The following is a 13,158-nucleotide window of genomic DNA, read 5'->3' as shown; positions in this document are numbered from 1 at the left end:
GTTTCACTAAGGTCAAGCCAGGCTCAGCTTGCCTGAGAAAGAGCAGTTTGCGTAACTGCCGGTTTCTGTCTGCGGGGTTTTGACCCACGCAGCCGGTTGTAGAGGTCCAGATGTTCCTTTGCGCAATCGACATAGTGGACCGGATTGCGGATGGAATGATGCAGTCTATCCCATATGCTCGGCTCGCTGAGCACTTCTGTAAAACGGTCGGCCAGATCCTCGGCGCTGCGAACACGGAAATGCAGGCCGTCTTCGCCATCGCGGATTTTCTCAGCCATGCCGCCAATATTCGAGCAGATGACCGGACGGCGATGGTGCAGCGCCTCCTGAATGACAATGGGTGAATTTTCCCACCAGATTGAGGGCATGACCACCCAGTCGACCGACTGCATGAGGCGCGGCATTTCAGCATTCTGGTACGCACCATAGAAACGCACACGCGGACCAGCCTCTTCAATCAATTTCTGCATGCGTTCCTGAAAAGCGGGTGGCTGCTTTTCCAGATTGCCGCCGAAGATCATCAGGCGGGAATCCTCGCCCCATACCTGTTCCGGCACACGCGATACGGCATCGACCAGAACGTCTATGCCCTTGAACGGGTTGATCTGACCGAAAAAGGCAAAGCGACTGCGACGCGGGTTCGGGCCGGTCAGCTCACGCGGAGGGGTAACATCACGGATGGCGATGCCGTTCTCGATGACTGCCATCTTGTCGGGGTTGAGGCCCCATTCCAGATAGCGGTTGGCAAGGAACTCGCTCGGCGACACAAATGCGTCGGCCAGTTCCAGCATGCCGCGCACGAAACGTTCGCGCTTGAGAAAACGCGCTGGCGGTATCTGCGGAAAACAGCCGTGGCAATCGATAGGGGACGCCTCGTTGCAGAGCTTGGAGGTGCCAGCTTTGACCATCTGGCCATCATTGTTGCAGATCGACAGGAATTCATGAAACGTTACCAGAATGATGCGATCCGGCAGTGCCTCGCGGATGGCATAGAGCGTTTCAAGCCCGAGGCCGAGAACATGATGGAAATGCACGATGTCCGGATCGAAGTCGCGGACAAAGCGCAGCAGGTCACGGCGGATTTCATCGGTGTTCTTGTTCGACAGATAGAAGTGATCGTATTCGTCGGCATGGAACAGGATTTCGTCGCTGGCGCGCCGCATGCTCATGAGAGCCGTCGTGCCATGCCGAGGGATCGGATGAGCGGCTCGGGCCAGATAGACTGACTGCACATCGGGAATGGTGTTCAAACCCTTGTGCAGATTGTAGGAAGCGATTTCACCGCCACCGAGCGAGATCGATGGGTGAGCGTGCGAGATGACGAGAACACGGAGTTTATCGCTCATGCGGGTTCCTCCACCTGTACGTTACGCCTGCCAGCGAGAATGGAGGACCACCGTGCATCGAAGACCTGCCGGTCAATGCGCTCAATGAGCGCTATGGTCGATGCCCTGTCAGTTACGGATGTATCGTCTGCTCCCAGCATCTGCGCTGATGGTAACCAATAGGAGCGCAAGCCCGATTGTTTGAGTTTCAATCCGAGATCCAGTCCCTTTTCATGGGTGCCGAGATAACCGCGCGTGAAACCACCGACGGAAAACAGGGCTTCACGCGGAAGGATGCAGCACTCGAACGTAGCCGTTGCGACTTCCGTCAAGAACATTCCTGAAACGGCGTCGATGGGATAACCGGCGTAGCGGCTAATCAGAGCGCGATCCGCCGACATGCCGGATTGCGGTCCGGCAACCCAGGTTCCCGCCCAGCGAATTGAATCATCCTCATAGGCAAGGGTGGGAGACAGCACGCAGTCCTTGTGCGCTTCATAGGCGCTGATGAGCTTGTTCAGCCATCCGGAGCGGCGCGGCAGCAGCGATCCGGCCAGAAATATGACCTGATCTGTCGAAACCGTGCGGGCGCCGACTTCCAGTGCATCGTAGAGGTCTTCCGACCCCGTAGCTGAAACGAGCCTGATGCGCAGGCGGTAGAAATCCGCAAGACGCCTGATTTGTACGCCGATGCGGTCGATGATCTCGGTTGCAGCTGCGATTACGATTGGCGCGATGCGGGTTTCGGGATCAAGCGCGAGAAGCGCCAGCAAAGGTTCGATTTCCTCGACGCGCTCGTCGATGCCGATGATGATCGCAGGCCCTATCGCATCTTCGAAGGGGCCGAGATCGACTACGCCAAAGACTTCCGGCGCAGGACGGTTGACGCCGCGTAGCAGCGGCACGAGCTGCTGGTCGACAATATGGCGCAGCGCCCATGCATTTGGATCGGTCGCGCGGATTTGCCGTACGATAGCGTCACGCGAGGTGACACGGGTTGGCGTCAATGGAAAAAATGCGCGCCGTCCGTCGCTGATTGCAAGTTCTAGATAGAATGGCGATGTGCTGTCGCCTGCAAGCTCGGGTGCAAAGGCAACGAAACCATGCGCGTGACGGCTGGGGTCCAGCCCGGCATTGAATGGCGGCTGATTGTCGAATTCGTGGGTGACGTCGGGCCGGTCGATGCGGGTCCAACTGGTATCGATCTGGATTTCACCGCGATGACGGCGCAGCTTCACACTTTCCACGTGGCTATCGGGATCGAGCAGCCAGCCCGAAACCAGCATGCCGCTGCCTTCCACCCGGAAGACATTGTCTATCCCCATCCGGACAGGAAAGGGAAGGCTGGATACCGTGTCGGCACCATCGAAACGGTTTGCGGCGGAACGCATGCGCAGCAGGATGTCTGTCGAGCTGCGTACCCGCGGCAGAATTGCCCGGATATGGCCCGGCGTTTCACGCGAGCCGGACAGCAGCCTGCGGTCGTAGACTTCGGTAAAACGCCAGCCCCTTCGCCCGCGAAACAGAAGCCGTTCGATATCAGTCGGTTCGACCGGTTCGTTGGCAAGAAGAAGGCCTGCAAATCCGGAAGCTTCATCATTGAGATCTGGCCGTGCGAAAACGCTGACTGCGCATTCCGCAAGTGATGGATTCTTGCCGCTGATCAGCAGCCGGGTTACGGCGGGCGTCAGATCCTGCGCCCAGCCCTGAACGAAAATCTCGCCTTCATCGCTGCCGCCGATGAGTTCGATGCAGCCGTCAGAACGGGCCCCCGCCTGCAGCAGAACGGTGATGGCCGAAAGTTTCTTCCGGCTGATAGGGCCGGAAATCAGACCTTCCACCAGTTCATCGATGACGCCCGGCAAGCTCGGTCCGGCTAGATCGCCGATCATGGCGACAAAATCGGCAATAGAAGCGGAGCGCGATGCGAAATTGTAGCGGGCGACCTTTGCCCGGTGTTGGAACATGATCGTCTTGAGAGTGCCACGGCGCAAAGCAGCCGTTGGCACGATGGCGACGAAACCATGTGTTCCGGCAGGTGAAGGCTCCCTGAGTGGCCATGTAATCAGGTTCGTCTTCACGCTCATGGCAGGATCGCCATTCAGGAACGCTGTTACCTGATCGTTTGTTGCACTGCCGATGCCGAGCACCAATGCCAGCGTGTCTTCGATCGCGCTGCCGACGACCATTTCACCCTCCATCATCATGGGAGGGCGATCCGGTGCACGAGTTGGTCTTGCTGTCGGCTGCTGCGTGATAGGTCTCTCGTCTTGCGCCATAAGGTTTTTCCTCAGGGCATGACCGCAAGGGTCAGCAATGCGCCTGCGACAAAACCCGTCAAGACGGCAGCCAGCAAGATCAGGAACTTGAGGTCGCCGCCGCTTCGCTTGCGCACGTCATCCAGACGCTGTTCCAATCCTGCAACAACGCCGTCCATGCGCATGATGTGCACGTCAAGTTCGGTCATGCGCTGATGGAGATCGGTTCGCAGACCGTCGACGGAGCTTGCAATGTCCAGCAGTTCTGCCGGGGCGGCATTGCCGGATGCATCAAGGGTAGGCGCGACGCGCTGCAACGAACGTTGGTTGACTTGCAACTGGCGCTGCGCTGCCATCAGCATGTCGAGCTTGTCCAGAATGCGCGTCATCGGCGCGGCGATAAGCGCTTCGGCCGCCTGTTCGTCGGGCTTCGGTACACGTAGCTTCTGCTCCGCGCCAGACGCATTGGCGGCGACGACAACGAGTTCGCCAGCCCGAGCAGCGGCAAACTGCGGCAGCATCACTTCAAAAGCATGCTTGCCATCGCCGATACCGTTGCGCTTCAGATCAGGGCGATCATTGTCGGCGGGGGCTTCAGCAATAGGCTTATCGTCCAGCAGAACGCGGATCAGAAGCCGTTCTGTCGGAACGGATGGATCGAAGGCCCAGCCATAGAGACGGCCTTCCTCGATGGCGTCAACGCGTCCTTTCATGGCTTCGGTCCTTTGAGGCGCGGCAGCGGCATTGGGGGCCGCTGCCTGTTTGGTTTCCCCCTCGGATGGAACTTTGGTCGCGATGTTCATGATTTACCTCTTATGCTGCCTCGACACGCGCGATACGCAGTGTCCCGATCAGATCGAGATAGCGTGCAGCAGTCGTGTCGATGGTGTCCGGATGACGCGCATTCTCGCTGAGCGACTGGCGCAAGTCCGGGTTTTCCGCCATTCGACGCATCGCCTGGGCGAGCGCGAGCGGATCATTTGGCGGAACGGTAAGGCCATTGACCTCATTCTCAATCATTTCGGCCATTCCGCCGATATTGCTGCATATGACAGGACGGTTTTGTCCCTGTGCTTCCTGAATGACGAGCGGAGCATTTTCCCACCAGATCGACGGCATGATGGCGCAGTCGACGGACCGGATCAGCTGGGCAATGTCCTCACGACGATAAGCACCCCGACGCTGGACAAACGGCGATGTCTCGGCAAAGAGCCGGTCGATTTCGCTGACAAAGCTTTCGCTTTGAAATGGCGCTGCACCATGCACGCGCAATTCGAAATCGAAACCCTCGGAAATAAGTTGCTGTGCTGCTTCAAGCAGGACCGTTGCGCCCTTCCACGGATTGAGATTGCCGAAATAGCCGAAGACCGGTTTGTTGCGCTCGACCTGCCGCGTTTCGGCTGCGGGGCGTTCCGGTTGGCCATTGGGAATGACGCTGATCAGCTCTTCCGCAAGTCCCCATTCGACATAGCGTTGTTTCAGAAACTCACTCGGTGAGACGAATGCATCGACTGCGCTGAGGAGCGATTTGATATGCCGTTCACGCAGTACGAATTTATCAAGCGCGATGTCCTTGAAACAGGCATGGCAGCGGTCAGGACCGGCCCCATGACACAGTTCCTTTCCAGTGGTGCGAACCATCAGGCCATCATGGTGACAGATGGGGTAATAGTCGTGCAAAGTCAGAATGATGCGGCAATCCGGTAAAGTTCGGCGCACGATATGCGGGAATTCGGCGCCGAGCAAAAGCAGATGGTGCAGATGGACGACATCAGGCCGAAAATCCTGCAGTAGTTCGACAATGTCGGGAACGATCCCGTAAAGGTCGATCTGGCTCATGTAGAACCGGTCGAAATGACCGGACCAGAGCAGGATTTCATCGCCGCCATTGCCGATGCTCTGAAAGCTCGTACCGGGACGAGCCTCACGATGCACCTTGTTAGTGGCCCCCATGAACATGGCTTCGCAACCGGCGCGCTGATAGGCGCGGAATAGATCATGCGCGAAAATTTCAGTTCCGCCAGGGTGCAGAGATGGATGGTTATGGGCTGCTATGAGCACACGCTGGGCCATCAGGCAGCACCTCGCGAGGCGATGAAAAGATCCTGATAGTGATCCGCTTCGATGCCGCGCCAGTGACCGAAGGATCTTGTCTCTAGTGTCAGTTTCGCGCCGGCAAGCGCACGATCCAGAAAGCCGTTTTCAAACCCGACCGCGGCAAGCGGCGGCAATTCCGGTACGAACCAGCACGGTCCGTTGCCATGGCGTTCAAATGCAAGTCGTTTGTCCCGTTTGCCAAGGCGGTCGCGCGCGGCCACATCGTCCACGACGAAGGCCGTCATGAATAATTTTCCACCGGGAACGAGGACGCGAGAAATCTGATCGAGATAGGTCTTGACCTCGTCTGACGTCAGATGCGTGACCACCGATGTCATGATGATGAAGTCGAAGCTCTTGTCCGCGAAAGGCAGGACGAGATTGAGCCCGTTGACCGCCCCTTTTGGGTTATAGAGGTCGTGGGCAATATCGATGTGTCGGAACTCGAAGTTCGGATAACGCGATGTGATGTTCTGGCGACACCAGTTCACGCCGCCTGCCACGGGATCAATCCCGGAATAGCGCGCTTTTGCCGAGTCGAGATATTGCGTCAGCGGCACTGCCATGCGACCGATACCCGAACCGATATCGAGCACACGGGCATCGGGTCGAAGCCCGCCCTTGCGAATGAAATGACCGAGAAATTCGGCGCCGACTGCACGATAATCCCCGTCGCCGACGAACACGCTGTTCGGGTCGGGGGAGGGCAAAAAGCGGTTCTTCAAAACAGACTGCATCAGCCAATCGATCTGCGCATCCGGTATTGCTGGTTTGGCTTCAAATTCTGGCTGTTTCAGCGCTACCACGTCCGTCAAGCGGCGCTCCTTTCAGATTTGGTCATGATCACATTGGACAGGTCGGCAGTGCCTTCCTGTTCCTGGGGCAGGACCATCAATTCGGTAATGTCATCATCCCAGCGCTGTGTGTGGAGCCAGGAATTATATTGACTGGCGAGGCCGCGCATGTAATCCGTGCTGCGGCGGATCGAACGGCGCTCGAAATGGTAAAGTGCTACGGCGGGTTCATAGAATATCTGGAAGCCAAGTTGCCTGATCTTCAGGCAGAGATCGCTGTCCTCGTAGTCGCCGATAACATAGTCTTCCGTAAAGCCGCCGACGAGATCGAAGATATCCTTGCGTGTTATCAGGCACGCACCGGTAACCCCCGGCACCTCCCTCGAACGAAGCGCAGGCGGATAGTTGCCCGGCATACCCTTGTAATAATGGTGGTTCAGCCAGACACCCTGACGGTCGCGGGCAAAATAAAGCCCCGCATGTTGAAGCGAGCCATCCTCGAAAAGAAGGCGAGGACCGATTGCTCCGAGCTTGGGCTGATCGAACAGAGGCTGGATCAGCTGCTGCAGCCAGCCATGTTCCGCAGGAACGACGTCGGAATTCAGCATCACGATAGTCGCTCCAGTCGCAATGCTGGCGCCTGCATTGCAGGCACGCGCATAACCACCATTGCGGTTCATGATGGCGAGCTTGAATGGCATATCGTGCAGAATGTGCAAGCCGCCCAGCATATGCTCGGTGTCGTCCTGAATTTCAGGAGAATCCAGCACGAAAATGAACTCTGCATTCTCCGTCAGCCAAGGGTCCGTCGCCATCGACGAGAACTGGAAACGCAGAAAATCCAGGTTGCGGTAGAGTGGAATAACGATGGATGCGAGTGCGGAGGCGGGCGTTGTCCCGTAATCCTTCACTTCGGATATCCGCACCGTTGCGGCGAGCTTCTTCTCAACTTCGGTGAGAGCTGGTCCCAGAATATGCGAGAAGACGTGAGGCCTTGCCTGCTGCGGCGGCACGGACCGCAAGATGCGATTACGCTGCGCCGATGGCTCGAAGGGTTGCGGTGCGGGGACGAGGGGCGCGGTGGTGCCGGACGCGAGACGCATCTGGAACCGCGGCTGCAAGAGCGGCCCAAGATTCTGCACCGAAGGAAGCCAGGCGACAAAGCCCGTCACGTCCTGCTGTGGCGTATCTTCCCGCTTGGCAATTTTGGCTGGAAACTTGTGAAAGTTCGGCTTCAGCGACAGTGCGCTTCCGTTTTCGGGAATATATTCGATATCGGCAAGCATGGCGGCGGGGTCATGCATCCACCCGCCAACAATCAGTCCGCCATCGAGCGCCAATGCGAGATCGATTTCCGCTGCGGGATGGGTGGCCGATTGTGCTATCTGGCGAACAGGGAGCGGAGTGCGCGTTTGCAGGTCGATGGCGACCGCAGCACCGGAAGGGCTTAGTTTGCCGAGCTGGCGAACTAAAAACTCCCGCAAAGCACCATTGCCCTGCCATTTGGTCCACCACTTGGCGAAATCTGTTTGTTCACCGGTCGTTGCCGCAAGCTTGCGAACGGCAACGCCTTTCTGGCCGGTGAACACCAGCAGCAGCGATGACGGCAGGTCTTGCGCTGCTTCCAGCAGAAAATGGCATGGCTGCCAGGCATTGCGAGCCTGCCTGCCCACCACAAATCGTGGCGGAATAACCGTGACGCTGCCGGGTGTGATGCCATAAATGGCCGAAATCTCGCCCAGCATCGGGTCGACTGCGGTTTCAAGAAGGTGATGTCCCTGAACCGGTTCGCCGCAATGCTGGGCCTCGCGCGGTTCCGGCGTCAATGCGAAAGTCAGGTCACGCACGAGGGATGCGAAAGTCTGGTTTCGCGACAGCCGGAAAGTGCTGCGCCACGTGGTCAGAATATTGGTCAGAAGCTTGATGTGGCCGGGTAAGGTGAGGTCGCTCACGACATACTCGACGTCAAAGGGAGCAAGCTCATTAGCCGGATACACGATAGCCTGAGCCGTAGGGCCGAGAGAGCCTGCGGAGAGCCTAAGTTCGACGGGCTCTTTACCCGTGCGCATGGCCCAAAACATGCGTAGGCCGCCATTCTCGAGCGGAATGCCGACGCTCAACAGCGGAACCGGCTGGACCGCTATTTCAAATGTACATTTGGTGGTTGTGCGAGCCGGGCCTGGGATATCCCAGATGACCACAGCGACATCGGCGCAAAGACGGCAAATAGAGAGGTTCTCGGTTTTGCTTTCAGTGTCCGCCGAATGATCGAGGTTCAATGTGAGGCCCTTTCATTCTTGCAGGAAGTTCGGCTTGCAGGAAGTTCCGGGCACGCAAAACTAGGGAAGATGCGTGCCCGGTAAAGACGAAACGTGCCCGACGGGAGGATTGCCGGGCACGCTCTCAATTGTTCAATCAGTGAACAGTGAAGTACTGGTCGGGATGAGCCTGTACATCGTCTGCATTGGTGTTCACGAGGGTAACGGAATCGCCATTGCCGAGATCGACAACGACATTGCCACCAACCTGCGTGACACGATCGGCAAGATCGTCTGCGGAAGCGATATCAAGACCATTGATACCCTTCTGAATTTGCAGAATGTCTTCGCCGGGATTGAAGTCGAGAATGACGTCGTTTCCGCCGCCACCATTGAACAGGAATGTATCGCTGCCATTTCCGCCGATGAGAACGTCGTTTCCGGCACCGCCATCGAGGATATCGCTGCCATTCCCACCGTAGAGAATGTCATTATGCGCGCCGCCAAAGAGCAGGTCGGAGCCGTTGCCGCCCTGGAGAATGTCATCTCCATTGCCGCCATACAGCACGTCGCTGCCATTGCCGCCGCTCAGGACGTCGTTTCCTTCATTACCGAAGAGAATGTCGTTCCCGTTTTCGCCGAACAGGGTGTCGTTACCCGTGCCGCCGAAAAGGATGTCACTCCCGTTACCGCCGAAGACAGTGTCGTTACCATCGCCTCCGAATACGAGATCATCACCGCCATGGGCGCGGATGAAATCGTCAAAGCGGGAGCCGAACAACACGTCGTCGTAGGCGCCGCCTTCTAAAGTGGCCATCTGCTTCTCCTTGTGTTCCTGTATGGGGTTTCCACAAGCCGGAATGCTCCGACCATTATGCTCTTAGTAGTCTGCTCTGCATTAACTGGAATTGCAACATTGGTAATTGGTATAAATTTGGCAACGATAAGTAACAAATTATTACCATTAATTTATATTACAGTTATGTAAACAAAAATATGAATGATATTTATAGTCATTATAATTTCTATTTAAGTTGTATTTACAGAGAAAATAGTTCTAAATTTGAAATATCGAGGTGATGAAAAGAAAAATGAAAATATTTCAATGAGATGACGCCGCGCATGAAATGTCATGCGCGGCGTCCCTCCTTTTCAGAATTTCAACCTATGATCGAGTTTTACTTTGAAATTATCTGATCATTAATCTTCACGGAATGCCCGGTTCAAACTATCAGTGATAGGTGAGACCAAGTAATCGATGGCGCGACGCTCCTTGTGCACGATGATTATCTCGGCGGGCATGCCAGGATAAAGTCGGGCAGTCGGATTTGCGGCAAGTGACGCCGGAGTAATTTCGGCTCGAGCGACAAAAAATGCGGTATCTGTCTTTTCATCGAGTGATTGATCGGCGGCAATATAGGTCAGTTTGCCGTCTAGCGGCGCCATTGAGCGCTGATTGTAGGCAGTTAACCGGATCTGTGCGCCTGCGCCAACCGAGATGCTGTCGATATCACGCGGGCTGATCTTCATTTCAACGACCAAAGGTTCGTTCTCAGGAACGATATCCATGATCGCCTCGCCGGGTGCGATGACGCCGCCCGGTGTTCGCAGCCGGATATTCGCGACAATACCATCCTGCGGCGAGCGAACTTCCACGCGACGCATCACGTCCTTCGCGGCAACGATACGTTCCTGCACATCGGAAAGCTCGACCTGACTGGAGGTGATTTCGCCTGCGATCTCCGACTGGAGATCGCTTTCGATCCCTGTCAGGGCGAACTCTGCGCCGGCTTTTGCCTGTTCGGCTTTCGCCTTGTCACCGGCATATTCACCGCGGTCGCCCGCAAGCTGGCTGAGGCGTGTATCGATTTCCGTGAGTTTCGATTTCTGGGCAAAGCCTTTTTCAACAAGGCTGGCAATCGCCTTGCGCTGTTCGCTGATAAGCTCGATCTGCCGGTCGGTTGCCGCTATCTGCGATGTGGAGGCCTTGGCCTGTTCAGTATATTGCTCAATGGTCTTCTGCTGGATGTCGATCTTGCTCAGTTTCTGCGCAAGTCGTTTCTGGAAGAAGATGTTTTCGGCGCGAATGGCGTTCTGTGCATTCTCGCCGCCATCGGCGAAACCTTCCGGAAAACTGATTTCTTTTTCGCCGGATTGCTCGGCGCGCAGGCGGGCCAGTTTTGCGATCAGGCCGATGCGCCTGCTCTCCAGAGATTGGAGATCGGAGCGTGCCTTGGTGTCGTCAAGCCGGAGCAGGGGCTGGCCGACCTTGACTATGTCGCCTTCCTGCACGAGCAGACGATCAAGAATGCCACCTTCGAGATGGCTGATTGTCTTGCGTTTGGAATCGACAATCACCGTGCCCATTGCGACTGCCGCACTTCCCAGATTGGCGGAATAAGCCCAGGCGAAGAATCCACCGAAAGCGACACCGATTGTGGCGAGGCCTGCAATGATGAGACCGCGCAGCGGTGATCTCGAATCCTCTCGTTCCAGATCAAGCGCCCATTCAGGTTTGACACTGCCGAAACGGGTGAGAGTTTTGTGATCCGATGATTCTGCTCGCGGTGCGAGCAGGCTGGAAACACGACGAGAAATGACTGATTTACCCATCATGCGTTCGCTGCTCCCATTTGCGGGCCGTTATTGGCAGGTGTCAGTGATGCGACGACATCGGTGCGCGGACCGAACTGCGAAATCCGCCCGTTTTCGAGTACCAGCAGCTTGTCGGCGACCTGCATGATAGATGGCCGATGTGCGATCATGATGACAATGGCGCCGTCGTCGCGGGCATGTTCGACGGCTCGAATCAGTGCACGTTCGCCAACGGCGTCGAGATTTGAATTCGGCTCATCGAGAACGATCAGGCGCGGGCGGTTGTAGAGGCAGCGGGCGAGCCCGATTCTCTGGCGCTGACCGCCAGAGAGGGTGAGGCGACCGTCGCCGACCGGCGTGTCATAGCCGAGCGGCATGCGTCCGATCATCTCGTGCACATCGGCAAGGCGCGCGGCTTCCAGCACGCGATGCGGGTCGCTGTCACCCATGCGGGCGATGTTGTCCTTGATGGTTCCATCAAGAAGTGAGACCGACTGCGGCAGATAGCCGGCAATCTCTCCGAAAGAGCCACGTTCCCAGAGATAAACGTTATTGCCGTCGAGGAAAACGCCGCCTGACGTGGGTTTGACGATACCGATCAACAGTCGGGCCAGCGTTGATTTACCGGCAGCCGAAGGACCGACGACGCCCAGCACTTCACCTGGCGAAATCGAGAAGGAGATGCCCTTGATGATCGGAACGTCGACGCCCGGCGCTGCATAGATCAGCTTGTCGATCACGAGATCGCCGTTGGGTCGCGGTGTTGGCATGGTCTGGCGAACGGCCAGATTTTCCGAAAGCAATGACTGAACGCGTTTCCAGCTGGCAATTGCGCTGACCCACTGGCGCCAGTTTTCAACGATTCGATCGAACGGCATCAGCAAACGACCGATGATGATGCTGGTTGCGATCATGGCGCCGGGAGTGATTTCCTGCTGCATGGCAAGCAGCGTGCCGATACCGAGCGATCCAATCTGGATGATGAAACGTGCCGTGCGGGCAATCGAGGATAGGGCACGGGCGCGTGTTCCACCAAGATCGAGTACTTCCAGCGCCTGAACCTGCATCGTTCGCCATCGACGAGCGAGCGCTGGAAGCATGCCCATGGCTTCGATGACTTCGGCGTGGCGCAAGCTGCTGCCGATTTTGGAAACCGCTTCGATGTTAGCTTGATTCGCCTCCTGAATCAGATTTCGGGTCAAAAGGTCGGTGAGCAGACCACACGCCACCAGAATGATGACGGCGACGAGACCGATCACGCCCAACATCGGGTGAAGCAGGAACAGAACGCCGAGGAAAATCGGCGACCATGCCGCATCGAGCGGAGCATTGATGGCCGGGGATGTAAGGAAACTGCGCAACTCGTTGAGATCGCGCAACGTCTGCGTCGCTTTCGGCATCCCCTGATTCACAGAGGCCTGCACCGCTGCTGTCAGAACCGCGAGGTTCAGGCGGCGCACGAGCGCGCTGCCCATGGCCTGGAAGGAAAGCGAGCGGATATATTCCAGCACGCCGAACACCAGCATCGCACCAATGGCGAGCACGGTCAGCATGGTGAGCGTGTCCATGCTTCGGCTGTTCAGCACCCTATCATGAACCTGCAACATATAGAGAGGTACAGTGAGTTGTAGCAAATTGATACAGGCGCTCAGCAGCACTGCATAAAGTAGTCCCGACAGGAAAACGCGGCGGGCCTTGAAAATCAGGCCTTTGGGCGTAGTTACCGAATCGTCCTGCCCCTTTTTGTGCGCAGGGCTCTTGCCAATCGATTTGAATTCGCGAGTATCATTCATACGCTATCTGCCTTGGAATGGTCACAGGTGGCGGATAT

9 protein-coding genes are annotated in these 13,158 nt (G+C 56.8%); all 9 read right to left on the bottom strand.

Annotated elements, in window-relative coordinates; translation table 11 throughout:
• Positions 1-23: 23 nt before the first annotated feature.
• The 9 genes from AC1RHM_RS14375 to AC1RHM_RS14335 all read right to left on the bottom strand — a co-directional run bounded on the left by AC1RHM_RS14375 (position 24) and on the right by AC1RHM_RS14335 (position 13,120).
• A complete protein-coding gene (locus AC1RHM_RS14375) occupies positions 24-1,346 on the bottom strand; it encodes a glycosyltransferase family 4 protein (protein WP_010658627.1) in 1,323 nt (440 codons plus the stop codon).
• Positions 1,343-3,604, bottom strand: a complete 2,262-nt coding sequence (locus AC1RHM_RS14370; RefSeq protein WP_010658628.1) for a glycosyltransferase family 2 protein — start codon at positions 3,602-3,604, stop codon at positions 1,343-1,345. Before AC1RHM_RS14370 ends, AC1RHM_RS14375 begins: the two co-directional genes overlap by 4 nt.
• An 11-nt stretch (positions 3,605-3,615) precedes the next feature.
• Positions 3,616-4,386: a hypothetical protein gene (locus AC1RHM_RS14365; RefSeq protein WP_010658629.1), complete on the bottom strand. Its 771-nt coding sequence runs from the start codon at positions 4,384-4,386 to the stop codon at positions 3,616-3,618.
• A gap of 10 nt (positions 4,387-4,396) precedes the next feature.
• Positions 4,397-5,656 (bottom strand): glycosyltransferase family 4 protein, encoded by a 1,260-nt coding sequence (locus AC1RHM_RS14360; protein WP_010658630.1) that lies wholly within the window; start codon positions 5,654-5,656, stop codon positions 4,397-4,399.
• Positions 5,656-6,495 carry a class I SAM-dependent methyltransferase gene (locus tag AC1RHM_RS14355; RefSeq protein ID WP_010658631.1) on the bottom strand — a complete coding sequence of 280 codons (840 nt, stop codon included), beginning with the start codon at positions 6,493-6,495 and terminating at the stop codon, positions 5,656-5,658. Before AC1RHM_RS14355 ends, AC1RHM_RS14360 begins: the two co-directional genes overlap by 1 nt.
• Complete coding sequence (locus AC1RHM_RS14350; protein ID WP_151576815.1) at positions 6,492-8,753, bottom strand: glycosyltransferase family 2 protein; 2,262 nt, start codon at positions 8,751-8,753, stop codon at positions 6,492-6,494. The genes AC1RHM_RS14355 and AC1RHM_RS14350 overlap by 4 nt, the downstream gene beginning before the upstream one ends.
• Positions 8,754-8,889: 136 nt before the next feature.
• Positions 8,890-9,549 (bottom strand): calcium-binding protein, encoded by a 660-nt coding sequence (locus AC1RHM_RS14345; RefSeq protein WP_010658633.1) that lies wholly within the window; start codon positions 9,547-9,549, stop codon positions 8,890-8,892.
• Positions 9,550-9,932: 383 nt separating this feature from the next.
• Entirely contained in the window at positions 9,933-11,348 is a 1,416-nt protein-coding gene (locus AC1RHM_RS14340) for an HlyD family type I secretion periplasmic adaptor subunit (RefSeq protein ID WP_010658634.1), read from the bottom strand.
• Positions 11,345-13,120, bottom strand: a complete 1,776-nt coding sequence (locus AC1RHM_RS14335; RefSeq protein WP_012092860.1) for a type I secretion system permease/ATPase — start codon at positions 13,118-13,120, stop codon at positions 11,345-11,347. Before AC1RHM_RS14335 ends, AC1RHM_RS14340 begins: the two co-directional genes overlap by 4 nt.
• Between the last annotated feature and the right edge of the window lie 38 nt (positions 13,121-13,158).

The sequence above is a fragment of the Brucella sp. GW823-FHT04E01 genome (assembly GCF_058796175.1).
Note: the sequence above shows the minus strand (reverse complement) of the source record. Positions and strands in the feature narration are given on the sequence as shown.